General features: G+C 53.5%; 20 protein-coding genes and 2 tRNA genes. 12 read left to right on the top strand and 10 right to left on the bottom strand.

Annotation, left to right across the window (positions count from 1 at the left end):
• Positions 1-112: 112 nt before the first annotated feature.
• From AAC019_RS15650 to hemA, 8 genes are all read right to left on the bottom strand, one after another.
• On the bottom strand, positions 113-892 hold the full coding sequence (locus tag AAC019_RS15650) for a hypothetical protein (protein WP_339900121.1): 780 nt from the start codon (positions 890-892) through the stop codon (positions 113-115).
• Between the two features lie 939 nt (positions 893-1,831).
• Positions 1,832-1,907, bottom strand: a tRNA-Ala gene (locus tag AAC019_RS15645).
• A gap of 1,230 nt (positions 1,908-3,137) precedes the next feature.
• Positions 3,138-4,268, bottom strand: a complete 1,131-nt coding sequence (locus tag AAC019_RS15640; protein ID WP_339900120.1) for a M48 family metallopeptidase — start codon at positions 4,266-4,268, stop codon at positions 3,138-3,140.
• Between the two features lie 8 nt (positions 4,269-4,276).
• Positions 4,277-5,572, bottom strand: coding sequence for a YjgN family protein (locus AAC019_RS15635; RefSeq protein ID WP_339900118.1), 1,296 nt, complete (start codon positions 5,570-5,572; stop codon positions 4,277-4,279).
• Positions 5,573-5,668: 96 nt separating this feature from the next.
• Complete coding sequence (locus AAC019_RS15630) at positions 5,669-6,418, bottom strand: molybdopterin-synthase adenylyltransferase MoeB (RefSeq protein WP_339900125.1); 750 nt, start codon at positions 6,416-6,418, stop codon at positions 5,669-5,671.
• A gap of 5 nt (positions 6,419-6,423) precedes the next feature.
• A complete protein-coding gene (gene prmC, locus AAC019_RS15625; RefSeq protein ID WP_339900116.1) occupies positions 6,424-7,254 on the bottom strand; it encodes a peptide chain release factor N(5)-glutamine methyltransferase in 831 nt (276 codons plus the stop codon).
• 4 nt (positions 7,255-7,258) lie between these two features.
• Positions 7,259-8,341 carry a peptide chain release factor 1 gene (gene prfA, locus AAC019_RS15620; protein WP_339900114.1) on the bottom strand — a complete coding sequence of 361 codons (1,083 nt, stop codon included), beginning with the start codon at positions 8,339-8,341 and terminating at the stop codon, positions 7,259-7,261.
• Complete coding sequence (hemA, locus tag AAC019_RS15615) at positions 8,341-9,675, bottom strand: glutamyl-tRNA reductase (protein WP_339900113.1); 1,335 nt, start codon at positions 9,673-9,675, stop codon at positions 8,341-8,343. The genes prfA and hemA overlap by 1 nt, the downstream gene beginning before the upstream one ends.
• 190 nt (positions 9,676-9,865) lie before the next feature.
• On the opposite strand from hemA, the gene AAC019_RS15610 reads away from it, so the two are divergent.
• The 8 genes from AAC019_RS15610 (at position 9,866) to ychF (ending at position 16,957) form a co-directional block, all read left to right on the top strand.
• Positions 9,866-11,596, top strand: a complete 1,731-nt coding sequence (locus tag AAC019_RS15610; protein WP_339900112.1) for a tetratricopeptide repeat protein — start codon at positions 9,866-9,868, stop codon at positions 11,594-11,596.
• A 6-nt stretch (positions 11,597-11,602) separates the two neighbouring features.
• On the top strand, positions 11,603-12,235 hold the full coding sequence (gene lolB / locus AAC019_RS15605; protein WP_339900111.1) for a lipoprotein insertase outer membrane protein LolB: 633 nt from the start codon (positions 11,603-11,605) through the stop codon (positions 12,233-12,235).
• A gap of 5 nt (positions 12,236-12,240) precedes the next feature.
• Positions 12,241-13,104, top strand: coding sequence for a 4-(cytidine 5'-diphospho)-2-C-methyl-D-erythritol kinase (ispE, locus tag AAC019_RS15600; RefSeq protein WP_339900109.1), 864 nt, complete (start codon positions 12,241-12,243; stop codon positions 13,102-13,104).
• A gap of 8 nt (positions 13,105-13,112) precedes the next feature.
• Positions 13,113-13,187: transfer RNA gene (locus AAC019_RS15595), tRNA-Gln, on the top strand.
• 200 nt (positions 13,188-13,387) lie between these two features.
• A complete protein-coding gene (locus AAC019_RS15590; RefSeq protein ID WP_339900123.1) occupies positions 13,388-14,320 on the top strand; it encodes a ribose-phosphate pyrophosphokinase in 933 nt (310 codons plus the stop codon).
• A 93-nt stretch (positions 14,321-14,413) separates the two neighbouring features.
• The gene (locus AAC019_RS15585) at positions 14,414-15,052 is read left to right on the top strand and encodes a 50S ribosomal protein L25/general stress protein Ctc (protein WP_339900107.1); all 639 of its coding nucleotides are present in this window, start codon (positions 14,414-14,416) and stop codon (positions 15,050-15,052) included.
• Between the two features lie 30 nt (positions 15,053-15,082).
• Positions 15,083-15,664, top strand: a complete 582-nt coding sequence (gene pth / locus AAC019_RS15580; protein WP_339900105.1) for an aminoacyl-tRNA hydrolase — start codon at positions 15,083-15,085, stop codon at positions 15,662-15,664.
• Positions 15,665-15,865: 201 nt separating this feature from the next.
• Entirely contained in the window at positions 15,866-16,957 is a 1,092-nt protein-coding gene (gene ychF, locus AAC019_RS15575; protein WP_339900103.1) for a redox-regulated ATPase YchF, read from the top strand.
• A gap of 949 nt (positions 16,958-17,906) precedes the next feature.
• On the opposite strand, the gene AAC019_RS15570 is transcribed toward ychF, so the two are convergent.
• Complete coding sequence (locus AAC019_RS15570; RefSeq protein WP_339900102.1) at positions 17,907-20,045, bottom strand: transporter substrate-binding domain-containing protein; 2,139 nt, start codon at positions 20,043-20,045, stop codon at positions 17,907-17,909.
• 238 nt (positions 20,046-20,283) lie between these two features.
• On the opposite strand from AAC019_RS15570, the gene AAC019_RS15565 reads away from it, so the two are divergent.
• Positions 20,284-20,772 carry a hypothetical protein gene (locus tag AAC019_RS15565; protein WP_339900100.1) on the top strand — a complete coding sequence of 163 codons (489 nt, stop codon included), beginning with the start codon at positions 20,284-20,286 and terminating at the stop codon, positions 20,770-20,772.
• 399 nt (positions 20,773-21,171) lie between these two features.
• Positions 21,172-22,152 (top strand): calcium/sodium antiporter, encoded by a 981-nt coding sequence (locus AAC019_RS15560; protein ID WP_339900099.1) that lies wholly within the window; start codon positions 21,172-21,174, stop codon positions 22,150-22,152.
• Here the strand turns inward: AAC019_RS15560 and AAC019_RS15555 are convergent.
• Positions 22,149-22,394 (bottom strand): hypothetical protein, encoded by a 246-nt coding sequence (locus AAC019_RS15555; RefSeq protein WP_339900098.1) that lies wholly within the window; start codon positions 22,392-22,394, stop codon positions 22,149-22,151. The genes AAC019_RS15560 and AAC019_RS15555 overlap by 4 nt on opposite strands.
• 342 nt (positions 22,395-22,736) lie before the next feature.
• On the opposite strand from AAC019_RS15555, the gene AAC019_RS15550 reads away from it, so the two are divergent.
• Both AAC019_RS15550 and AAC019_RS15545 read left to right on the top strand, forming a co-directional pair.
• Positions 22,737-23,168, top strand: a complete 432-nt coding sequence (locus tag AAC019_RS15550; protein WP_339900096.1) for a PIN domain-containing protein — start codon at positions 22,737-22,739, stop codon at positions 23,166-23,168.
• Between the two features lie 434 nt (positions 23,169-23,602).
• Complete coding sequence (locus tag AAC019_RS15545) at positions 23,603-25,045, top strand: hypothetical protein (RefSeq protein WP_339900094.1); 1,443 nt, start codon at positions 23,603-23,605, stop codon at positions 25,043-25,045.
• Positions 25,046-25,136 lie beyond the last annotated feature (91 nt).

The following is a 25,136-nucleotide window of genomic DNA, read 5'->3' as shown; positions in this document are numbered from 1 at the left end:
GCCTTATTTTAGCAAAAAACGCCTATTTTTTGGAGTTTTTCTACAGTCTCAACGCCCGCGTAATAGGCGCGAGCTTGCGAGCGTCCTAATTGACGCGTTTGTTAAGCGACTGTCAGAAGCCAAAGGGAGGATACCATTCATCTAATTTTACAAAAACGTACACGGCTGCAATCAAGAAAGGAATTATCGCTATTAGAAGCGGAATCCATGACATTTCCTTGTGACCGGCGATTAAAGAAACAAACGGAATAAATTTAAATCTATTTGGATATTTGAATGATAGAACGGTTATCGCTACTGAAAATATCAAGATTGATGGTATTATCCATTTCAACACCTTTACGTCATTTAAAGGTGAATCTTTATCTTGTTTAATTGAAATACCCGAAAGAAGCCTTGGTATTCCTTGCCCCTCAATTACTCCTTTGACGGACACAGTTGCCTCTAAGGACCCCGCATAAATAACCTGTATGTTAGCGCCATCACCCGACTCTAGAATATTCCACTCCAATGGAACCACCCCTCCATTTAATACATTTTGGTCTTGAGAAAGAGAAAGTTTAGTGACGGCCCGACTCAACTTAGTTACATTTGCCTCTAAAATATTCACTCTTGGAGTAAACTCAATCTTCACACTCTCTAGAATGGAAGACGGTCTTATGCTTTGACTCCCGTCGTTCCAAATAGAAAGCGATATGGCAACTATATCCTTATCCTTGATCGCTTCTCCCTTATACAGCACGGATAGATCGGACGGAATGTCTGCTCTAAGCAATACATTCTTCGTAGGATGAATAGAGTAAACAAGGTTTGGAGATTTTTGAGCTGCAAAAAAGAAAACAATCGCAAGAAAAAGACCAATTAAACTTGCAATACTCCCGATAATGCCCACCGCCGGATTTGAAAAAATTTCATCATGCTGCTGGTTTTATTATCTGTTGATTCCATACGATGCATTCATTTCTCGCTTAACAGCTAATTCATGCGACTCAGTCGCACTTTGCTCTCGCACCCTATCTTCCCCAGAAACTGAGTTAAGTGCGAAACGCAAGCATCTGATAATAAGAGAAAAAAAGGCATATTTTGACAATTCCGTGTCTGAGGAAGGTGCGACTGAATTTATTTGAGCTTTAATGTAATTGTTTTTCCCGCGTGAAGCAAGAAGAGGCTAGCACTCTGATTTATATAGGAAAAATTTTTTGATCAATAATTATTGGTCTTTAGTATTCAAGGGTTTCCCCTGAACACGGACTGACCATGCCTTAATTTCGATAATCTTCTATAGTCGTCAGCCGAATGCAGAGAAGGCAGCCTGGGCCGGCGCGATTTGATCTTTAACTATGCAGAGTTTGAACTTCGATAGGCGTTGATTACTGCCCCCCCCCTAGCGGGATGCGTGGGGCACTCGCCCCAGGCCGTCCTCTCTGCATCTACGAGGCATTCACCTTGTCCCTGTGCCCCACCCTGCGGGCAGCGTTCGCTGTGCTAATTCGCTCCCGGCGAATTAGGGGTCGCTCCTGCGCTTCCTGCGCCCGCGACATTTGTGCATCCATGCACATCAAACACGCTGGCGTCAGGCTTCTCACCCAGCTTGGCCCACAAACAAAAAAACCCCTGTCCCGATGAGACCATCGCACATAGCGGCAGGACTTCGACGATTCGCGGGATGCACGGGGCACTTCCCTGTGCCCCGCCTGCGGGCAGCGTTCGCTGTGCTAATTCGCTCCCGGCGAATTAGTGAACCGGAGCTAAGCCTCGCCCCCGCTGAGCTTTCAGCGGAACAAACAAAAAACCCCCGTACTCTCGCGAGTACGGGGGTTTTTTGTTTGTTTGGTGGAGCCTAGCGGGATCGAACCGCTGACCTCAACACTGCCAGTGTTGCGCTCTCCCAGCTGAGCTAAGGCCCCGAAAGAGGTGCGCATAATAGGCGCGAGACAGATATCTGTCAAGGCTTCCGCACTAGAAATTTATGGATTTTTGCTTGGTCGATCAACTGCCATTCAATCTGTCTGATTTTTCAACGGCGCCAGCACTTCAGAGGTTCATAAGTCTTGACTAGCCCAAATTAAGGCTATTAAGCGAATCCCTATAAATCACGAGATCGGGCTTCGAAACGCGTTAGGCACTGATAAAACCCCCGCCTAGCGGGATGCATGGGGCACTCGGCCCAGGCCGCCCTCTCTGCCTCTCCGAGGCATTCACCTTGTCCCTGTGCCCCACCCTCCGGGCGGCATTCGCCGTGCAAATTCGCTCCCGGCGAATTAGAGGTCGCTCCTGCGCTTCCTGCGCCCGCGACATTGGTGCATCCATGCACATCAAACCACTGACCTCAACACTGCCAGTGTTGCGCTCTCCCAGCTGAGCTAAGGCCCCGAAAGAAGTGCGCATAAAGGCGTGAAACGGAAAACTGCCAACACTTTCGACAAAGAAATTTATAGATTTTCACCCTACTGTTCACCCCTTATGCAATCTGACCAATATTCCGCCAAACACTACCAGCTCACCGTAATCTCACGTGAGATGGGGCCTGCGGAGGGCCTGAACCATTGATGTAGAAAACCACTATTTTGTGCTTCAACACACGCTCGACACTAATAGAGCACCTCCAAACCAGAACCCGGCACCCACGGGGCCCCTGAGAGCGAGCCGAACGCAGACCGATTTTAGGGGGTAAGCAAACAGGAGAAGGTGAATACCGGGGCAGAGAGGCCGGCCTGGGCCGCGCGTGCGCAAGTATCGCCAGGCCACGGAAGGCCTGTCGATACGGCCCGCTAAAATCGGTTGGAGTGAGGGGTAAGACCCAGCGTTTGCAAAGCATTGCTTTGCGCGCAGTCGAACGACAGCAAGCTGGGCTTGCTGGCCGGACGCTTAGCGGCGCAGGGCCGCGAACCGGGGTGCGTGACGTGAAGGGATTCACTAATGCCGCGGGCGCATGGAAGCGCAGGAGCTGCCTTCTTGATTACTTCTTGTCGCAAAACAACAAGTAATTCGCCCCCGCCCGGCGATAGAGGGCGAGAATTACGCTAAACCGCGAATATAGAGCTCCTTTAGACGCGCCGGAGCAAGCTCAGAAAAGCCTTTAACGGAAGCAATCGGGACTTCGATAGCCGCTCGGCACTGATAGAACCCCCGCCCTGCTACTGGGCCGTAAAATCAATCAAGCGTTGCTCCAGCCCCGGGTGGGTCGACAAATAATCCCGCCACTGGCTATTGCCTTCGTCGTCCGCCTCGTCAATAAGCGTTTCACAAAGGGCCAGGCGCTCCGTGTCTGACAACGCATCTTCGTCGACATCTTTAGCGTCGTCAATCAGCTCGTTACAACGCATAGTCTCGCCCAAGCGTTGCATAATATCGACAAACGCCTGACGCTCTATACCCGCCTTGTCTAAAAACTCAGCTGAGAATACATCGGCCTCGGTTTCATGATCGCGCGAATATGACAAGGTAGTGGCCAGCACCGGCAAGCCGATCAGCAAGTCACCCATCGCTGTGCCATCGCCCACCAAGGTCACATAGACAAAGCCTAATACCGCATTTTGGATAACGGCGCGTAAGCTGTGTCGCTCGGCAACATGACCGATCTCATGGGCTAACACCGCAATACGCTCGCTTGGGCTATGCGACAGCTCGATCATCTCATCGGTAAAAATAATCGTGCCGTCGGGCAAGGCAAAAGCGTTGGCGCCAATGTTATCGCCCCCTTTACGAAACTCGACTTTAAGTGGCATATCCGGATACTGCGCCAGCACCGGCTTAAACTCGGCTTGTAATTGCGTCTGGCGATCGACACTCAGCTCACTGTCATCAAAGTGGGTGCGATCCAATATGCTCATGGTTTCGGCCGCCACCGTATCGAGCGTGTTTTGTGGCAGCTGAAACGCGATCAGGCGTGCCGTGGCGGGCACGCCATACACGGCACCGCCCACGAGTACAGCAATCGAGAGTATGGCCGCGACAAGCACGAGGCCCAAATGAGACTCCAGCTTATGCAGCAAGCCGGCAGAGCCGCCGTCAATACGCTTTTTTTGTAAGGCATCAACGGCGGTGTTATCGACCGTTTCAAACGCAGCGCCATTGGCAAAACGCACAAACCGTGCGGTATTGCCAAGGCGCGACGAAATATCCAGATCGTTAACATTTGCCACAATAAGCGGCTCACCGCTCGCCACATCCGACACGCTGACGCTGGTGTCACCACGTAAAGTGAGTGTCGCGTCGCAAGCTTGCGAGCTTTTTCCGTCAAACCAGCGACCTTGAATATTCACCATAGGCTCCTTTAAAAGCCAATTTCAATATCGAACAAATCACCGACCGACTCAGCCAAGGCATTTACCCTCTCGTGCTCTTGCGCGGCAAACTCGTTCATATCGCCAACAAATAAAGCACTGGTATACCTCGCCTTAAAGCTCGCCGTGCGCACCTTTGCCCAAGGGATATACAAGCCGAGGGTGAGAACAATCAAAAAGGTATTTGATACCATCAACCAAAGGTAACCACCAAACTGCCAATCGGCACGTAGCGCGTGATCTTTAAGAGTAATCGCGTTGTAATTGATGTTGGCAACCCGAACGGTGAAAAATGCAAAGGTAAATAGATAAATAATCGAGAACAGCAAGCCGCCCAATATAGGATGAGCGACAAGCCCTAAGAAGAACGCCGCCAAGGCGAACAATACGCAAACCGCCATAGTGAGTAAAAACACGACATAGTAACTGCCTACCGTAGCCGAAAAACTGAACGGGCGGGTACCATAGCCATGATTACCGTAAATAAAATGCTTTTGTTTATAGTAGGCAAACGGAAACAGTATCCCAAGAGTGATGAACCCCAACATAGGCCAAAATATAAATGCACATGCAGCACCCCACACCTTACCTGTAAACGCGAAGGGGACATTCCGGTAGCTGGAATACCGAGCGTTAAACCGTAGCGATTTGCAAATCACCCAAGGCAAAAATACAAACAGTAAAATCCCCATAATAGCGCCGGCGGTTACGCTCAGCTCACCCGCCACGCTGTAAACCACCAAAAACACAAAGGCGATAATACGACCGATTAATATCTTGACCGGGTTAGCGGTGTAAGAAAAGCTCACGTCATCTAGAAAGGTGTTACCGTAAAAGTATTGCTTATTCCGCACCTTAGCCCACGCCGAATAAATACCCAGCGTAACAATAGATAACAAAATATTGACAATCCAGATTTTAAAGTACTCAAAGCCGTTACCGGTAAACACAAAATCGACATTTCTCGGACCGGCAGGGGACTGCTGCTCTTTTGCCTGAGAGGCGGGCTCAACTGGTGGCGGAGTAACAGGCGGAGCGGAGACCGCAGCGGGGGCAGCTTCTTCGCGCATTTCACAAGCCACACCAACCCTAGCCAGCTTGTTTACGTAGTTAGTCGCCTGCTCGTGCGTTAAGCCCGACTTTAATATACGCCCGGGCTTGGCAAATAACGGGGCCGCTTGCTCGGGTGTTAAATTGAAGATCTTGGCAAAGCCTGCCTGCGCCTGAACATCAGTCACATCGGGCATAGCACCCAACAAAATGATTTTATAGGTTGGTGTAGCCATAAAGTTCCCTTTCTATTGTTGTTTATTTTTTAATATTACTGCTCATATGATAAAGGTAACTCGCTGCATTAACCACAGCGAGACCATCCGCTACCGCTACGCCCTGCTTTTACATACTGGGCAACCTGGGTCGCGCGGCAAACGCATCTCTCGCCACACACTTTTGCGGGCATCGTACAACTGTAACCGGCCGGTTAGACCATCACCAATGCCCGTCAACAGTTTTATCGTTTCTAGCGCCTGCATAGAGCCAATCACGCCCACCAACGGCGCCAGCACGCCACTGTCCGAGCAGGTTAAATTCTCGTCGTTTTGCTCATCGTACAGGCAGCGGTAGCAAGGGCTTTGTGGGTTGCGCGAGTCAAACACCGCCACCTGCCCCTCGAGCCGGATTGCCGCGCCGGAGATAAGCGGTATTTGTCGCGCCACGGCGGCGGCGTTTAAGGTAAAGCGGGTGGTAAAATTATCGCAGCAATCGACCAGGGCATCCGTGCCATCAAGCAGTGCCGTTAAATTGTTATCTGTTAAACGCGTGTTGTGGGTCTCGACAGTAACGCCGGGGTTTATGCCGTTAATGGTTGCCGCTGCGCTGGCCACTTTGCTGCGGCCAATATCACTGCTCGAGTGAACAATTTGCCGCTGTAAGTTTGTCAGCTCGACAGTATCATCATCGACCAACACCAAACTACCCACACCGGCCGCGGCTAAATACATCGCCACCGGCGCCCCTAGCCCGCCGAGACCGACAATCACCACGCGCGCGTCCAGCAGCTTGCTTTGCCCTTCTATATCTACTTCGGGCAACATAATTTGCCGCGAGTAGCGCAGTAGCTGATCGTCGTTCATATCACTCATGGCATTTGTCCCAGGGTCACCCGGTCGCGGCCAGCCAAGTCTTGATGGGTGGTAACCGCGTTAAAACCGGCGGCGGTTAAACATTCACGCACCGCAGCGCCCTGCTGCCAGCCGTGCTCAAACAATAAAAAGCCGCCGGGGGTTAAGTGGGCGCAAGCGGCCTTAGTAATGCGCTCGATATCGGCCAGGCCCGCGTTATCGGCCACCAGCGCCGAGCGCGGCTCAAAGCGCACATCGCCCTCGCTTAAATGGCCATCGGCGGCATCGATATAAGGCGGGTTACTCACGATCAAATCAAATACGTCATCGCCCAGCGCCGCAAACCAATCGCTTTGCAAAAAATGGGCATTGCGAATATTAAGCGCCTCGGCATTGCGCGTAGCCAAATCTGCGGCCTCGGCCACCCGGTCTACCCCGGTAACCTGCCACGCGGGGCGCTCGTGCGCCAAAGCCAAGGCAATAGCGCCGGTACCCGTACCTAAATCCAGCACGCGCTGAGTGTTTGCCGGCGCATGCTCCAGCGCCAGCTCGACTAACAGTTCGGTATCGGCGCGGGGTATTAACGTGTGGCGGTCGGTCATCAGCGGCAGCGACCAAAACTCTTGGGTGCCCGTTAAATAGGCGATGGGCTCGCCGCCCGTGCGGGCCTGAATCAATGAGGCAAACTGCGCTTGCGCCTCGGCGCTCAGCTCAGCCTCGGGCCAGGTGTACAAATACACCCGCGTTTTTTGCAGAGTAAAAGCCAGCAGCACCTCGGCATCGAGCCGGGCACTGTCGCTGGCAACAAGTTGCGCCTGCGCCCAGCGCAGGGCCTCTTGTACTGTCATGGGTTTACTCCGATAGCGCGGCTAACTGGTCGGCCTGATACTCATGCACTAACGGCTGAATCACTTCGTCCAGCGCGCCTTGCATTACCTCGTCCAGCTTGTACAAGGTAAGGTTAATACGGTGATCGGTCACGCGCCCCTGGGGATAGTTGTAGGTGCGAATCCGCTCTGAACGGTCGCCACTGCCCACCAGCGATTTGCGCTCTTCGGCAATAGACGCCGCAGCGCTTTCTTCTTGCGAGTTTTTAAGCCTGGCGGCCAACAGCGACATAGCGCGGGCGCGGTTTTTATGTTGCGAGCGCTCGTCCTGACACTCCACCACGACACCGCTTGGGATGTGGGTAATACGTATCGCCGAGTCGGTTTTGTTAACGTGCTGCCCACCGGCGCCGGAGGCGCGAAAGGTGTCTACTTTAATGTCGCTTTTGTTGATTGCCACTTCGTCCAGCTCATCGGCCTCGGGCATTACGGCCACGGTGCAGGCCGAGGTGTGAATACGCCCCTGAGATTCTGTCTCGGGCACGCGTTGCACGCGGTGGGCGCCCGATTCAAACTTTAAGCTGGCGTACACGTTAGTGCCGCTAACGCGAGTGATTAATTCTTTGTAGCCGCCGTGCTCGCCGAGGTTTTCACTCAGCACTTCAATGCGCCAGCCGCGCTGCTCGCAATAGCGCGAGTACATACGGAACAAATCGCCCGAAAAAATCGCCGCCTCATCGCCACCGGTACCGGCGCGAATCTCCAAAAACACGTTTTTATCGTCGTTGGGGTCTTTGGGCAGCAGCAGCATTTGCAGCTCCGCCTCAAGCTCGGCTTTTGCTTCACCCGCGGAGTCAATTTCTTCGCGCGCCATCTCGCGCATCTCCGGGTCGCCTTCATCCAACATAGACTGCGCTTCGGCTAAGTCCTCCAGCACACTGCGATAACGGCCGTAGGAGGCAATCAGCGGCTCGAGCTCGGCGTACTCTTTGGATAAATCCCGAAATTTATTCTGATCGGAAATGACATCGGCGTCGGAAAGCAGCGCGCTAACCTCTTCGTTGCGTTCACTTAATCGATCCAGCTTTTCTAAAATAGAGGCTTTCATTATTTCTCGCTTTCATTCGCGTTGTGGGGCTTAGTTGCCGCATTATCTGATGGGCTAACCAATCCCGATTGTTGCTCAATATCATCTTCAGTAATGGCGAACAACCGGTGCGATATTCGCACGGTTTCATACTCGCCATTGGCACTTGCCTCGCGCAAAGCCGTGGTCGGCGCGTGCAGTAATTTATTGGTTAAGTTGCGGGCCAATTGCGCCAGCGCTTTATCGGGCGCGGTGCCGCTTTGCAATAATTTAAGGGCTTTTTCCAGCTCTTGCTCGCGCAACTCATCGGCCTTGGCGCGATACGCTTTAATGGTATCCACCGCGTCCATGGCGCGCAGCTCGCGGGCAAACGCGGCTACGCCTTGCTCGATAATATCCAGCGCGTGGTCGGCCGCCTCGGCGCGGCTTTTTTTGTTTTGCTCGATCACCACCTGCAGGTCGTCTACCGTATACAAGTAGACATCATCCAACTCACCCACCTGCTCTTCGATGTCGCGCGGCACCGCAATATCCAGCATAAACATGGGCTTGTGCTTGCGCTTTTTTAACGCCGCCTCTACCGCGCCTTTGCCCAGCAAAGGCAACTGACTGGCCGTCGAGGAAATAACAATATCGGCGCGCGGCAAGCAGTCAGGGATATCGGCCAACAACACGGCCTCGCCACCAAAGCGCTCGGCTAATTTTTGGGCGCGCCCCAAAGTGCGGTTGGCGACAATAATGTGCTTAATGCCCTGCTCGTTTAAATGCTGTGCCACCAAGTCAATGGTTTCGCCGGCGCCAATCAAGAGCGCGGTATCCTCTTTTAAATCCGAGAAGATCCGCTGCGCCAAACTCACGGCGGTATAGGCCACCGACACCGGGTTTTGGCCAATGGCTGTTTGCGTGCGCACCTGCTTGGCTACCGCAAACGCCTGCTGAAACGCTCGGCGCAAATGCGCGCCGAGGGCGCCGGCCTCTTCCGAGGTGGCATAGGCGGATTTCATTTGCCCTAAAATTTGCGGCTCGCCTAACACCAGCGAGTCGAGCCCGCCCGCGACTTTCATCATATGCCGCAGCGCCTGATCGCCCGCGTATAAATAGTGGCACTCGGCCAGATCTTCTTTGGCCACACTGGAGTGCGCCACCAACCAATCTAATAGCACATCGGGGTCGCGCTGACTGTGCAGATACAATTCGGTACGATTGCAGGTAGACAGTATGACGGCTTCATCGGCCCCAGCCTGTGTTTGCAATGCCATTAAGGCCGCTACAGCCGCATCCGGCGCAAACGCGACTCGCTCGCGAATATGCACGGGGGCGGTTGTATGATTGATGCCAAAAGCCAATAATGTCATGCAGTCTGGGTCATTACCGATACAGGATTCAAAGGGCGTCATTGTCCAGCTAGCAAAGGCCGCTGACAAGTGGCATTTTATCACGGACTGGCAGCGCCCCGTCATTTACGGGCTACAGCCCCCGGCCCCGGTGCCGCCGGGGCTACCAAAGCATCGAGCTGACCCTGTTTTACGTTTTTAGGAAATCAACATGAAAGCCGTACAATTAACGATCTACGCCACCTTGCTGAGCGGCCTGTTTGGCTGCGCTCAGCAACCACAGCAGATCGACACCCCGGAGCCCGAGCCAGTGGCGGTAACCGAGCCCGAGCCCCTGCCGGCACGGCCCTTTACCAGCGATACCCTGTACGCCCTGCTCAGTGCCGAGCTGGCCGGCAGCCGTGGTCGGCTGGATGTGGCGCTGGCCAACTACCTACAGCAGGCGCAGCAAACCCGCGACCCGCAAGTGGCCGAGCGAGCCTACATGATTGCCCGTTATATGGATGCGAGCGACGCCATTATTACCTCGGCCGCCCTGTGGGCCGAGGCTTCGCCCGACAACCAGGACGCGCAGGCCGCCGCCATTTTGGCGCAAATTGACGCCGGCCACCTGCTTGAGGCACTGGAGCGCACCCGCCACGCGCAAACCCGCGACAATGACGCCCTGCTACAAAGCATCGCCGCCAATGCCAGCAATGCCACCGATACCCAGCGCGAGCTGCTGCTGGAAAACTACGAGCAATTACTAAGCGAGCAACCCGAGAATGTGGCGCTACTGATAAGCACCGGCTTACTGCATCAGCAACAGGGAGACCTAGAAGGCGCTTTAGAATTGGCCGAGCGCGCCCGCGAGATCGAGCCTAGCAACACCCCGGGGCTTATTCTGACCAGTGGCTTGCTGCACCAGCGCGGCGATAACGCCGCCGCCCTCGCGGTGATTAAAGAGCAACTGGACCTGGCGCCAGGCAACCGCCGCCTGCGCTTGCAATACGCCCGCCTACTTACTTTTGAGCACCTAGAAGAGGCACAAGAGCAATTTCAAATACTGGTTAACGGCAGCCCGAGCGACAGCGAGTTACTGATGGCCCTGGCGTTAGTGGCCGACGAGCGCGGCGACCTTGAGACCGCCCAAAACAGCTACCAGAGCCTGCTGGATATTAACGAGCACACCGATGAAGCGCATTTTTATCTGGGTCAGCTCGCCGAGCAAAACGAGCAGCCCGAGCAAGCCATTCAGCACTACTTAAAAGTGCAGCAAGGCGACGATTTTGCCCACGCCATTGCCCGGGCGCTGACGATTCAGCTGCAACTGGGTAACCTGCAAGACACCGACGAGCTCTACCAACAGCTGCGCGAGCAACTACCCGAGCAACACGAGCGGCTGGCACTAATGTACAGCCAAAGCTTGCTCGAGGCCGGTGAAGACGCCGCCGCCCTGACAGTGCTGGACGATGCCCTGCTAGAAAGCCCCAACAACAGCAACCTGCTTTACGCCCGCAGCATGCTGCACGAGCGCGCAGGCGATATCGCCCAGGCCGAGGCCGACCTACGCACTATTTTGGAGTACGACCCCAACAACCCCGCCGCGCTTAATGCCCTGGGTTATATTCTGGCGGATCGCACCGAGCGCTATACCGAAGCCTACGAGCTGATTAAACGCGCTCTGGAGCAGCAGCCCAACGACCCGGCCACCATCGACAGCATGGGCTGGGTGCAATATCGTCTGGGCAACTTAGCGCAAGCGCAAAAGTATTTAGAACAAGCCATGGAGCTTTACCCCGACGATGAGATTGCCGCGCATTTGGGCGAGGTATTGTGGGTATCGGGCCAGCGTGAAGCGGCCCTTAATGTGTGGCGCAGCGGGCTCGAGATAGAGCCGCAAAGCGGCTACATACTGCGCACCCTGCAGCGCCTAAAAATCAGCGCCGACACGCCAATTTAATACCCTATGCGAATCACTCAAACGCTGATTGCGCTGCTGGCCATATTGCTGTTAACCCGCTGCGCCAACCTCCCCGACACCGGCGCCCCGCCCGCCGGGCCTATCGATACTCAGGCCCACGAGCAGCGCCTGCGCGCCATTTCCCAGTGGCATTTACAGGCCAAAGCGGGGCTGCGCTCGCCCGAGCAAAACGGCTCGGCCCGGCTCGACTGGCAGCACTCGTCCAGCGATTTTCAAATCAGCTTGTCGGGCCCTCTGGGCCAGGGCCGGGTAGAACTTAAAAGCACGCCCGAGGGCGTTGTACTCACCCAGCCCGACACCGAGCCGCTGTACGCCGGGAGCGCCGAGGCGCTTTTATATCAGCAAACCGGCTGGGATTTACCGGTCAGCTTGCTGGCCGACTGGCTGCTGGGCCTACCCGCCACCGAGCGGCCCATCGACGACCTTAAGCGCACGGATAACGGCCTGCTGGCCAGCCTCACACAAGCCGGCTGGCAATTAAGCTACCTAAACTATCAGGCTGTGGCCGACGTCTATTTACCCGGCAAAGTCATCGCCACCCGCGAGCTTGGCAACAACCAGCGCATACGCTTAGTCGTCGCGGTGTACGACTGGCAAGTTACCCACAACACGCCCTAACGCCCATGACACAAGCCACTGCTTTAACCCTTACCTCGCCGGCAAAACTAAATTTGTTTTTGCACATAAATGGCCGCCGCCGTGATGGCTACCACCAACTGCAAACCCTGTTTCAATTATTAGATACCGGCGACACCCTAAGCTTTAACCCGCGCGCGGATGATGCCATTACCATCAGCCCGGAGCTTGCCGGTGTGGCACACACAGATAATTTAATTTATCGCGCCGCGCGCGCGCTGCAGGCCGATATGCAGGCTCGCGGCCTTGCCGTTTGCGGCGCGGATATAACCCTGGCTAAACACCTGCCCATGGGCGGCGGCATTGGCGGCGGCAGCTCTAACGCGGCCACCACCCTAATTGGCCTTAACCATTTATGGCAGGCGGGCTGCTCACGCGAGACGTTAATGACCCTGGGCCGCAATCTCGGCGCCGACGTACCCGTGTTTATCAACGGCGTTAGCGCCTGGGCCGAGGGCATCGGCGAGCAGCTTACCCCGGTCGAGCTACCCGAAAAATGGTATTTAGTGATCAACCCTGGTTGCCACGTGAGCACTCGTGAAATTTTTTGTCACAAAGATTTGACAAGAGACACACGCCCCATTAAAGTAGCGGCCTTCTCGCAGAGGGGCACTCAAAACGACTGCCAGCCTCTGGTTAGAAAGCTTTATAAAGAAGTTGATAAAGCACTGATTTGGTTGAAGAATTTTTCAAACCATGCGAGAATGACCGGAACAGGAGCGTGCGTATTTGCCGCCTTTGATTCAGCCGCTAAAGCCGAGCAAGTGCTTGCTCAACTGCCAGCGGACATGACCGGATTTATCGGTCGCGGAATCAACAAGGCGCCATACTACAACCTGATTCCTGATTAAGTTGCTACTGGGGCGTAGCCAAGCGGTAAGGCAGCGGGTTTTGATCCCGTCATGCGAAGGTTCGAATCCTTCCGCCCCAGCCATTTTCCAAAGCGACGCGGTACCCTTGGCACGTCACTCTGCCGCTTGAGCTTTTAGGCACGTCTTATTACCTACCTCGCTCTGGCAGACCGCCGGGTTATCATCGCCACACTGCGCTTAGCGCGGTGTTTTTGTATTGCCCTTTTGCAAAAAGGGTAAACAACCCGAACAGCTGACAACAAAGGTACCTGACGTGACAGACTTGATGGTCTTTACCGGCAATGCCAACCCCGATCTGGCGCAGAAAATAGTCGATCATTTAGGCATGAGCCTTGGTGACGTATCAGTCTCCCAGTTCAGTGACGGTGAAGTCGCCGTCGAGCTTAACGTCAATGTTCGCGGCCGGGATGTGTTTGTGGTGCAGCCGACGTGCGCGCCCACCAACGACAACCTCATCGAGTTAATTGTGATGGTCGACGCCCTGCGTCGCGCATCCGCCGGCCGTATCACGGCCGTGGTCCCCTACTTTGGTTACGCCCGCCAGGATCGCCGCGTGCGCTCGGCCCGGGTACCCATTACCGCCAAAGTTGTGGCCGACATGATGGTTGGCGCCGGTATCGATCGACTGCTTACGGTTGACCTGCACGCCGAACAAATTCAGGGCTTTTTTGATGTTCCCGTCGACAACGTATACGGCTCACCGGTACTGCTTGAGGACATCGAAAAACAACAGTTTAAAGATCTGGTGGTGGTATCGCCGGATATTGGCGGCGTGGTTCGCGCCCGCGCGGTAGCCAAGCAGCTGGGTGTAGATTTGGCGATTATCGATAAACGCCGCCCCAGCGCCAATGTTGCCGAGGTAATGAACATTATCGGTGATATCGAAGGCCGCACCTGCCTGCTGGTAGATGACATGGTCGATACCGCCGGCACCTTGTGCAACGCCGCTAAGGCCCTTAAAAAGCAAGGCGCCACCCGGGTTATCGCCTACGCGACTCACCCGGTACTGTCGGGCAAAGCCGCCGAAAACTTAAATAACTCAGAGCTGGACGAGTTGGTCGTTACTGACTCTATCCCGCTGAGCGAAGCGATTCAGAACTGCGGCAAAGTTCGCACGCTGACTTTATCGCGCATGCTGGCCGAGGCGGTGCGCCGCCTTAGCAATGAAGAATCTCTGAGCGCTATGTTCCGCTAGGAACGCTCGGACAACGGCCGCACCAGCGGCACAACTTAACCCACGAAACGTTCTGGTCGCGGACCTTCGTGGATTTACATAAAGGAAACTCTCATGAGTGAAGATTTTATTTTGAATGCAGAAAGTCGTAACGACTTAGGGAAAGGTGCGAGCCGCCGCCTGCGTCGTTTGGCTGGTCTGGTTCCCGGTATTGTTTACGGTGGCAACAAAAAGCCCGTTAACATTACCGTTAGCCACAAAGAGCTGACCAAACACCTGGAAAGCGAAGCGTTTTACTCGCACATCATCAGCCTGGTTGTCGACGGCAAAGCCGAAGACGTCATCCTGAAAGATTTGCAACGCCACCCGGCTAAAGCTCAGCTGATTCACGCTGACTTTATGCGTGTTTCTAAAACCAAGAAGCTGAACACCAGCGTACCGCTGCACTTCTTGAACGAAGACACTAGCAAAGGCGTTAAAATGCAAGGCGGCAACATCGTGCACAACATGGTTCAGCTGGAAATCAGCTGTCTGCCTGCCAACCTGCCTGAGTTTATCGAAGTGGATCTGGCTGACGTTGAGCTGGGCCAAGTGGTACACATCTCTGACATTAAATTGCCAAAAGGTGTTACCTCGGTTGCTCTGTCACACGGCGAAGATCACGATCTGCCTGTTGTTGCAATCAACAAGCCTAAAGGCGCCTCTGCTGACGACGCAGAAGACGCAGAAGAAGGCGAAGCTGACAGCGAGTAAGTTAACGCTTGCAGCATAAGGCACTGAGTTATGGACACACCGGTTGAACTGATTGTTGGCTTGGGTAACCCCGGCCCCGATTATCACCGGACCCGCCATAACGCCGGTGCCGACCTGGTGTCTGAACTGGCCCGCCAGTCAGGCACCAGCCTCTCCCCCGAAAAAAAGTTCTTTGGTGACACCGCCCGTATTAACCTTGGCGGCCGCAATGTTCACCTGTTAATTCCCAACACCTTCATGAACCGCAGCGGCAAAGCCATCGCCGCGCTGGCACAGTTTTATAAAATTGCCCCGCAAGCGATTCTAGTCGCACACGATGAGCTCGACCTCGCACCCGGCGTTGCCCGCTTAAAAATTGGCGGCGGCCACGGCGGCCACAACGGCCTGCGCGACACCGTTAGCGCGCTCGGCAACTGCAAAGACTTTGCCCGCATCCGAATTGGCATCGGCCACCCGGGCTCAGCCGCGCAAGTTACCGGCCACGTACTAAAGCGCGCCCCGCAAAGCGAACAACAGCTAATCGACGACTCCATAGACCGCGCCATTAGCGCCCTACCCGACGCGGTAGCCGGCCAGTGGAACAAAGCGATGCATCAGCTGCATAGTCAGTAAAAAAGTCTGAGGTCCGATGTCGGACGTCTGACGCGCCAGGGGCTGAATTGCGTCTCGAAAGCAGTGACCGGGGTACGGGCGAGCGAGTATCGATAATTTTCACCTCTCGTCAGCCGTTTTCCGTTCCCCATAAACCATTGCCCCGCCCTAATCATGTATAATCCAGCGCTTTGCTAAACCCTCAAATCAAGAGACAGTTTCATGGGCTTTAATTGCGGTATTGTCGGTCTTCCCAATGTAGGCAAATCCACTCTGTTTAACGCGCTGACCAAATCGGGCATTGGTGCTGAGAACTTCCCGTTTTGTACCATTGAGCCCAATGCCGGCGTGGTTGCCGTACCCGACCCACGTCAGGACAAAATCGCCGCTATCGTCAAGCCAGAAAAAGTCATTGCCACTACCATGGAGTTTGTGGACATTGCAGGGTTGGTCGCCGGCGCCTCCAAGGGTGAGGGCCTGGGCAACAAATTCCTCGCCAACATCCGCGAGACCGACGCCATTGCCCACGTAGTGCGCTGCTTTGAAGACGAAAACGTGATTCACGTAGACGGCAAAATTAACCCCGCCTCAGATATTGACGTTATCAATACCGAGCTGGCACTGGCCGACTTAGAGACCGTTGAAAAAGCCATTCAACGCTTTGCTAAAGCCGCCAAAGGCCAGGACAAACACGCCATCGCCATGAAGGCGCTGCTAGAGAAAGTGCAACCTCACCTGGACGAAGCCAAGCCGCTGCGCTCGTTTGAGCTGAGCGACGACGAACGCGCCCAGCTGCGCGAGCTGAGCTTAATGACGTTAAAGCCTACCATGTACATTGCCAACGTCGCCGAAGACGGCTTTGAAGACAACCCGCATCTGGATACCGTTAAAAAGATCGCCGCCGAAGAGAACGCGGTAGTGGTGCCCATTTGCAATAAAATTGAAGCCGAAATCAGCGAGCTGGACGACGAAGAAAAAGCCGAATTCCTGGAAGCACTGGGCATGGACGAGCCGGGCCTAAACCGCGTTATTCGCGGCGGCTACGACTTACTGGGGCTGCATACCTACTTTACCGCGGGCGTTAAAGAAGTGCGCGCCTGGACCATCCCCGTGGGCGCCACCGCCCCACAAGCCGCCGGCAAAATCCACACCGACTTCGAAAAAGGCTTTATCCGCGCCGAAGTGGTCGGCTACAACGACTTTATCGAACTAGGCGGCGAGCAAGGCGCCAAAGACGCCGGCAAATGGCGCCTGGAAGGCAAAGAGTACATCGTTAAAGATGGTGACGTGGTGCACTTTAGGTTTAATGTGTAGTTAGTGATAGAGCGTCTGATGACGGATGTCTGAAGTCGGAAGCGCTATAAAACACCTAAGGGCGGATCTTTGGATCCGCCCTTTGTGGTTGTGGGCGAGGTAAAACTTTTTTGTCGTTCCCGGCAGCGAATCCAGCGCCAACTCTTCCGTCATTCCCGACCCCGATCGGGAATCCAGCACCACCCTCCGTCATTCCCGACTCCGATCGGGAATCTAGCGCCTGCTTGGTCAGGGCCACGCCAAAGCATCCGACCTCAGACATCAGTCGTCCGAACAATCATTAAAGCCACTGGATCCCGTGTCGCCGCTTCGCTCTGCACGGGATGACGCTGTAGCAAGGCGAGGGTTACCCAGCCAAATCCTTCCTCGTCATTCCCGACCCCGATCGGGAATCCAGCGCCTGCTTGGTCAGGGCCACTCCAAAGCATCCGACCTCAGACATCCGTCGTCCGACCGCTAGCCCTTTATAACGTCAAAGCCACTGGATCCCGTGTCGCCGCTTCGCTCTGCACGGGATGACGTTGTAGCAAGGCGCAGGTTACCCAGTTAAAACCTTTCTCTTCATTCCCGACCCCGATCGGGAATCTAGCGTCTGCCTGGTCAGGGTCACGTCAAAGCATCAGACTTCAGACATCAGTCGTCCGAACAATCATTATAGCCACTGGATCCCGTGAAGCCGCTTCGCTCTGCACGGGATGACGCTGTAGCAAGGCGAAGGTTACCCGGTTAAATCCTTTCTCGTCATTCCCGACCCCGATCGGGAATCTAGCGGCTGCCTGGTCAGGGTCACTCCACACGCCAAAGCATCCGACCTCAGACATCCGTCGTCCAGCATTACCTCCTCCGTCATTCCCGACCCCGATCGGGAATCCAGCGTCTGCCTTATCAGGGCAACTCCGCACTCGAAAGCATCCGACCTCAGACATCCGCCATCCGACTTATCCACCCCCTACTGCGCCGACAAATACCCCCGATACCGGTCGCGAATATTGCGCACGTAATGCACCGGCTCGGTGCCGCGCACATAGCCGAAACGCGCTTTGCTGTAATACTCTTTGCGCGATAACAGGAGCATGGCGCGCTCGACGTTGCCAAACCACACGTCCGGGTCCCAGCCTTTTTGCCGGGCTAAACGGCGTGCATCTTGTACGTGACCAAAGCCGGCGTTATAGGCCGCCAGGGCAAACCACAAGCGCTCATCCAACGGTAAATAAGATTCAAACCGGTCGCGGGTCCAATTTAAGTAAGTCACCCCGGCCTCAATGCCCGAGGCCTCGTCAAAGGGTATGCTGTACCCAAGCTCCTCGGCGGTGCTTGGCAACACTTGCAGCAACCCCCGGGCGCCGGCGTAAGAGCGGGCATCGGGCTTAAAGCGGCTCTCTTGATACATCTGCGCGACAATCAACCGCCAGTCAAACTGGTAAGTTTCGCCCAGGGGTTTTACGTAATCGTCGTAGGGCGATAAACCCTCGGCAAAGGTTAAACGCTCGCCTTGATACTTGCCGATACGCTCGTCGTTTTTAAAATATTTGTTGTAAGTTACGTTAAAAAACAAACCGCGATAATGGCGATTTAAAAACTCGTTAAGCGAGGCCAACAGCTCGGGGTTATTGGGGCGTACCGCCCAGGCGTGCTCTTTTTCGGGCAATGTGGCACCGGCCAACAAGCCCTCGGCAAAACGTTGCTCGATGGCCACCAAATGGCTGTCGGCAACGGTGGCATCAAAGCGCCCCTCGGCCACGCCCATTAATATCTCGGTGCTGGATAAATCCTCCTCCGGGGCGCTTAAAGTAAAATCGGCGCCGCCGGCTTTAAAGCGCTCGGCGCTTTGCCAGTAGGCATGCTGCGGGTTAATCACCAGGGTGCGGCCGCTAATATCGGCAATCTCATCCAGCGGCGGGCGCGGCTCGGCAGTAACAAGTTGCTCAGCCACCTTGTTATAAAAGCGGGTAAAGGCAACTCGCTCGGCGCGCTCTGGGGTCACCGTCATGGCGGCGGCTACCACATCGCCCCGCCCGGCCTTTAACCAATCAATCGGGTCTACGTCGGGCGGCGCCACCTCTACCTCTAAACGCAACCCCTGCTCGCTGGCGTATTTTTTTAGCAAGTCGTACTCAAAGCCCATCAAATCACCGCGCCACATAAAATAACTGGCGGGGTTGTTGCGGGTAATCATGCGAATCACACCGCGATCTTTGATTGCCGTTAAATCATCGGTTCGATAATCAATACTCGATTCATCAATGGTATGACGGGTTAAATAGCGGTTTAACCGCGAGCGCAACTGTTCGGCATCGATACGCATTGCCCAGGCCACCGGTCGCGTCGGCGACACCGACAAGCCCAGGGTAAAGTCCTCGCGGTACTGGCTTAGGGTCTCGGCCACATTGCCATCCAGTAGCGTCGCATCAAAATCGCCGTTAACCACCAAATCTACCAGCGTGTCCGGGTTGCCATCGTGGGGGCGCTCGGTAACATCAAAGTTAAGCTCGGGGTTCTCGGCCATTAACCGCTGCAAGGTTTGCTGATACGACGACCCCTTGGGCACCACCAGCGCCAGCTCAGCCAATTGCTCGATGCTTGCCACCGGCTTACCGCCGCCTGCGGTCACCACCCGCTCCGTCGCCCGCGATAGCGGCAACGAGAAGGCCACTTGTAGCTCCCGCTCGGCCGTGCGGGTTAAATGGTTAACGATCAGGTCGCCCTCGCCCTGCTGCAGCGCCGGTATCAGCTCGGCCAGCGAATCTTTAACAATCCACTCGGCGCGCAAGCCATTGTCGCGGGCAAACGCCTCGGCTAAATCTCTAAACCCATCGGTTGGCATACCCGTGCGTGGCAGCCCGGTATACTCGCGGCGCGGCACCAACAAGCGCAGCACGCCACGCTTTTTAATGGCCGGCCAATCGCCGGTTTCGGTGTAGTTGTTAAACGCCGCGGCTTCCGTGTTAGCCGCCTGCGATGACGCCACTGCGCTAGCGCCGGGCTCATCGCTAGGTGAGCAGGCGCTTACCCCCAGCAATAGCGCCAGGGCAAGTAAACAGTAAAAGAAAGGACGACAAGTTAAACGAGGTGTAAACAGTATATTCATACCCAAAATATACCACGGGGGTCGCCCTGGGACTACGCACCATAAGCGCGGCCAGATTCACCAGCTGTAACCGGCCGCTAACGTAAGCGTGCGCTCAGGCAGCACCCGCGTTTACACTTTTTGTGCCTGGCATTACGCGGCGTGACCCACATCACAGCAACCAATGCGGTGTAAAACGTACCCTAGCCCAGCTTTAATTTAGGCACTTTTATTTTGTATTTATCATGGAGATCATTCAATGAAATGGACTACCCCCTTCCTTAGCGCTGTATTCACCTTATTGTTGATCGCCACCCAAGCGGTGGCAGAAGAGCCATTAAGCATGGAGCTTCTTGAGCGACTGTCAACGACGGAGGACGAACTGGCACCACTAGAAGATCGAATGGCTCAATCCCACTCAGAAGCGTTTAAAGAATACGACGATCCACTGGACGCCGCCATGCTCGACCCTGCCACGCAAGATCGGCTGCTCGATAGCGCCCTAAAAAATCAGGGCATTTACGATGAGGTTGAAACCGCACTCGAAAACAATGGCTGGAGCAGCTACGGCGATTACATGCGGCTTAAAATGCGCTTCAGCACTCTGGTTGTGCATAAATTCCACGAGTCAGGCCTTGCGGTTAGTAAAGAGTCGACCGCACTGCTGGAAAAATTGCCGCCCAGCCAAGAGGACTTAGCCTTTCGCGAAAAACACTGGGAAGATATGTGGGCCCTTGAGCAAGAATAGGCCGCTGGTAAAAACTGAGCGAACCTGCGTTTGCTCCCCGGCGTTGTTGGTGACACTTTAAGTACCACCAACAACACCGAATAAATAAACAAGCTTTATGTCGTGCCCGCCATAAAAATCAAAGGCTCAACAACCGCCGCCGAAAGCAAAATAATTACATAAAACACCAACAGTCTTAATGGCAATAGTTTTGCGCTTTAACCTCTACCGCACTCCAAAGGCAAACGACAATAACTGCCCATAGCAAGCGGGGCGGCCGCCCACGTTTAACCCCTCGTTTTAGATTGACAGGCGCCCCCGCCCCTGATGATACTGGAGCACCCCATCCGCTACCGCACTGTCACCCCGCATGAAGTGCGGTACCGCCGGGCTAACGCTGTTACCCATTGAGACATCTATATGACCCTGGCACTACTCGCGATACTCGGAGGCTTTGCGCTATTAGTCTGGAGCGCTGACCGCTTTGTTGAGGGCGCGGCAGCAACCGCAAAGCACGCCGGTATGCCACCGCTGCTAATTGGTATGGTAATTGTCGGGTTTGGCACCTCGGCGCCCGAGATGGTCGTCTCCGCCATGGCGGCGCTCGATAACAACCCGGATTTGGCGCTGGGCAACGCGCTTGGCTCAAACATCGTTAACACCGGCCTGATTCTGGGTATCACGGCGCTGGTGGCGCCAATCGCGGTACATTCAAAAATTGTCCGGCGGGAGCTGCCACTACTGTTTGTTATCGGGCTGTTTGCCGGCGCGCTATTTTGGAACGGCGCCCTAAGCCGGGCCGAGGCAATAGCGCTATTAGCCGGCTTTTTCGGTCTGGTTGCCTGGAGCATTATCGCCTCGCTGCGCGAACGGGACGACGCCTTGGCCTCCGACGTAGCGCAAGAGTTAACCGAGCGTACCATGCCGCTTCGCCGCGCCATTTTTTGGCTAGCCGTTGGCCTGGTCGTGCTGATTGTCAGCTCGCGTATTTTGGTCTGGGGCGCTGTGACGATTGCCCAATCACTGGGGGTAAGCGACTTAATTATTGGCTTAACCATTGTGGCATTGGGCACGTCTTTACCAGAGTTGGCCGCATCGGTCATTGCCGCCCGCAAAGGCGAGCATGATATCGCCATTGGCAATGTGGTCGGCTCTAATATGTTTAACATTCTTGCGGTTATTGGTATCGCCGGCGTTATTACGCCTATGCCCAACCTCTCGCCCGATGTGCTAACACGAGACTGGCCCGTTATGATGGCGATGACCGCCGGGCTATTTGTAATGGCCTATGGGTTTCGCGGCAAGGGCAACATTAACCGGGTTGAAGGCTGCTTATTGCTTTTGGCCTTTTTAGCCTACAACACCTGGTTAGTGCTCTCGGTTATGGGCGTTAAGCCTTAGTCGTCGCGCGGCACCAGCGGAATAAACGTTATATGAATATAAACCATCACCAAAAAACCCACCGCCAGTGAGCCGCCAATTAACAGCCAACCACGGTCGGCCCAAGAATCCGCCAGTATCATACTTAACAGAAAAGGGATAAGCGCAAAAAACGCCGTGGCGGAAACCGATACCCGCCCACCGCAACGTTTACAACCCGTCGACTGGGCGGGCCCAAGCAGCGTTTTTCGCAGTGGCGTCATGGCCTGTTCTCCGCAATGGGGGCATTGGGTCATCATTGACTCCTTTCGGTTTTATTGTGTCTTCGTTTTTATTAGGGGCAGGCGTGTTATTGCTGGCTCGTCAGGCAGCTTAGTTTACTTTATGGGGGGGATGGGGGGAACGGAGCACGGAGCACGGAGCACGGAGCACGGAGCACGGAGCACGGAGCACGGAGCATTATGGGGGGCTTGCACCTATCCTCACAAGCCCATATACCCAATAAAATCAATGATTTAGCGCCATACAAAACCCAAAAATCCCACTATTCCGCGTCAAATATCGTAATTTGAGAGTAGTTTTTATGCGCCACTGATGGCAGAATCATGAAAAAAAGGGAAAGGGAGCTGAAAATGAAGTGGGCCTTTGTGGATTATGAGAATTTCGTAAGTTTAGGGAAGGTAGATCTTTCCAGTTATGCGCGGGTGACCGTCTTTCTCGGCGCTAAACAGCCAAAACTCTACTTTACCGATACCAAATACGACCGTCCCATTAACCTCGTAGTGGTCCAACTCAAAGCCGTTCAGGCCAACAATCTAGATTTTCACCTAGCTTATTACCTCGGCAAGTTTGATAGTGAAGCCCCTGCTGACGTTGCATTTGGCTTTATTACTGATGAAAGAGGTTTTACGTCTTCGATTGGCTACATAAAAATCGACGGTAAGCTCAGCAAAGAGACACAGTTAGCTAATAACTTGCTTGATACACGAAGCTCATTGACACCTTTACCGCTCAGCCTACAAATAAACGACCAATGAGCATCGTAAGCCTGTGCAACCATATTGCCTCTCATCTTATAATTAAGGGAAACGAAGTAAAGATTCAAAGTCAGTTTAACCAACTGGCTTCTGAAGCCCTAATGCCGCTACCGCTAACACATTTTGATTATAAAAAGTAAAGTATGTGACCTAGGTATAGCGGCCAGACAATTGGTTTTCAGGTACTCTCCGCTTATACCTGAACACTGTATCTGGCACCACACACAATACGATATTTACATTTTTGCTCTTACACGAAAAAATTGAATTCGGATGACCTCAGAATTTAACGTTTATTATCTATATCGAGAGAGGCTCCTGCACTTACAATATGAAACACTGAAATATCGCCGTACATTAAACGCTAATGAATATTTCGCCACTCAGCTATAAAACAGGCTGATGGAAAATAAATTTACTTTGGAACACAAAAAATGAATGGATTGAGACAACTTAAAAATTTTGGAAAGGTCGAAGCGGAAGATGATGCGGTGCTGGATTATTTCGTTGAGATGTCCGTCACACGCAACGTCGACAATGGCGATACCTTCCTTATTCTTGGCAGAAAAGGATCAGGAAAGACGGCTCTTTTTAGGCACTTTACTGAGGATAAACACCGTAAATTCTCCGCAGGATTGAATTTAAATGGATACCCCTGGAAAGTACATGGAGCCGTGAAAGATGACGGAGTGGAACATGTCGAGTCATACGTTGCCTCATGGAGGTACCTAATTTCTGTTGAATTTGCAAAGATCGTCCTCGGCATGACTGACAGAGATCAAATGACAGAAGTGATAGAACTAAAAAAGTTTTTAAACGAAAATTACGGAACCTCCAACCCATCAATAAAAAACATATTTTCACCTCAAGGATTGAAGGTTAGCGGTGACCTAGAGCCGCAGATATTGGGCTGTAAACTAGGGAAAATATCTCTATCCGGCCGAAATGATAATATACAGCTTGGCTCAGAGTTAAACGCACTGACAGACAAAATACTCAATTATGTTCAGAGGGTATCGGAGGTCTCCCAGTTAAGCCAAGTATTCATTCACTTTGATGAGCTAGACAGAGGCATCACTAGCCTCACTGAAGAAAGAAAAGACCTAATAATTGGATTGATATTAGCAGCCAAAGAAATACGAAAATATTTCTCGGGGAGCAACACACATTTCAAATCAGTTGTATACCTTCGACGCGACATCTGGGATGACCTGATCTTTTCTGACAAAAACAAGATTGCAGAATCAAACGCCGACTTCATTGAATGGAATCACGAGCAATTATTTGGAATGATTAAAAAGAGAATAAATGTTCTGCTAGGTGACGATTACTCCTGGAGTGACATAGATGACGGGAAGAGGATAAATCAGCAACCGAAGTGGAAACACATCATTGATCGAACCTTAATGAGACCAAGAGATGTAATCTCGTTTCTCAACACACTTTTGGAAGTTACTAAGAAAAAACCGGGTGACGACATTGTTTTTGAAAACAAAGATGTTGTCGAGGCTAGACCAAAGTACTCGAACTATTTAAAGAGTGAACTCGATGATGAAATTTTACCACACTGGGGGGACTGGGAGGTTTGCCTACAAGCTTTATCCCGAATAGGAAAACTATACTTTAAAAAAGATGATTATGCTGATGCATATGCTGGAATAAACTCGGTTGAGAACAAGACCTATTCAGAAGAGCAGTCTTTACAGGAACTTTATAACTTTAGCGTAATTGAGTACGAGGCAAGATCTGGATATGGAGGTTCCGGATGGAAATCAAAGTTCGCAAATCCTGAACTGGGGTGGGACTCTAACGCAACTAGATTTAAAGTACATTTAGGGCTCAAAGAGTATATGAAACTAAAAGAAGAGCGCTCCTAAATCGAAGAAGGCAGTGCTCGTAATTGATGTCATCAGCGAGGGTGTTCAAAACTCTGTGTCAGCCAACTAGCCTCATAGGCTAATGTGTTTT

It is taken from the genome of uncultured Gilvimarinus sp. (genome assembly GCF_963975215.1).
Lineage (GTDB): Bacteria > Pseudomonadota > Gammaproteobacteria > Pseudomonadales > Cellvibrionaceae > Gilvimarinus.
This window is presented reverse-complemented; position numbering and strand designations above follow the sequence as displayed.

What these genes read in the sequence shown, in the direction of transcription:
- AAC019_RS15640 (WP_339900120.1), bottom strand. Translation starts at nt 4,268, where the DNA reads ATGGTGAATATTCAAGGTCGCTGGTTTGACGGAAAAAGCTCGCAAGCT.
- AAC019_RS15635 (WP_339900118.1), bottom strand. Translation starts at nt 5,572, where the DNA reads ATGGCTACACCAACCTATAAAATCATTTTGTTGGGTGCTATGCCCGAT.
- AAC019_RS15630 (WP_339900125.1), bottom strand. Translation starts at nt 6,418, where the DNA reads ATGAACGACGATCAGCTACTGCGCTACTCGCGGCAAATTATGTTGCCC.
- prmC (WP_339900116.1), bottom strand. Translation starts at nt 7,254, where the DNA reads ATGACAGTACAAGAGGCCCTGCGCTGGGCGCAGGCGCAACTTGTTGCC.
- prfA (WP_339900114.1), bottom strand. Translation starts at nt 8,341, where the DNA reads ATGAAAGCCTCTATTTTAGAAAAGCTGGATCGATTAAGTGAACGCAAC.
- hemA (WP_339900113.1), bottom strand. Translation starts at nt 9,675, where the DNA reads ATGACATTATTGGCTTTTGGCATCAATCATACAACCGCCCCCGTGCAT.
- AAC019_RS15610 (WP_339900112.1), top strand. Translation starts at nt 9,866, where the DNA reads ATGAAAGCCGTACAATTAACGATCTACGCCACCTTGCTGAGCGGCCTG.
- lolB (WP_339900111.1), top strand. Translation starts at nt 11,603, where the DNA reads ATGCGAATCACTCAAACGCTGATTGCGCTGCTGGCCATATTGCTGTTA.
- ispE (WP_339900109.1), top strand. Translation starts at nt 12,241, where the DNA reads ATGACACAAGCCACTGCTTTAACCCTTACCTCGCCGGCAAAACTAAAT.
- AAC019_RS15585 (WP_339900107.1), top strand. Translation starts at nt 14,414, where the DNA reads ATGAGTGAAGATTTTATTTTGAATGCAGAAAGTCGTAACGACTTAGGG.
- pth (WP_339900105.1), top strand. Translation starts at nt 15,083, where the DNA reads ATGGACACACCGGTTGAACTGATTGTTGGCTTGGGTAACCCCGGCCCC.
- ychF (WP_339900103.1), top strand. Translation starts at nt 15,866, where the DNA reads ATGGGCTTTAATTGCGGTATTGTCGGTCTTCCCAATGTAGGCAAATCC.
- AAC019_RS15570 (WP_339900102.1), bottom strand. Translation starts at nt 20,045, where the DNA reads ATGAATATACTGTTTACACCTCGTTTAACTTGTCGTCCTTTCTTTTAC.
- AAC019_RS15565 (WP_339900100.1), top strand. Translation starts at nt 20,284, where the DNA reads ATGAAATGGACTACCCCCTTCCTTAGCGCTGTATTCACCTTATTGTTG.
- AAC019_RS15560 (WP_339900099.1), top strand. Translation starts at nt 21,172, where the DNA reads ATGACCCTGGCACTACTCGCGATACTCGGAGGCTTTGCGCTATTAGTC.
- AAC019_RS15555 (WP_339900098.1), bottom strand. Translation starts at nt 22,394, where the DNA reads ATGACGCCACTGCGAAAAACGCTGCTTGGGCCCGCCCAGTCGACGGGT.
- AAC019_RS15550 (WP_339900096.1), top strand. Translation starts at nt 22,737, where the DNA reads ATGAAAAAAAGGGAAAGGGAGCTGAAAATGAAGTGGGCCTTTGTGGAT.
- AAC019_RS15545 (WP_339900094.1), top strand. Translation starts at nt 23,603, where the DNA reads ATGAATGGATTGAGACAACTTAAAAATTTTGGAAAGGTCGAAGCGGAA.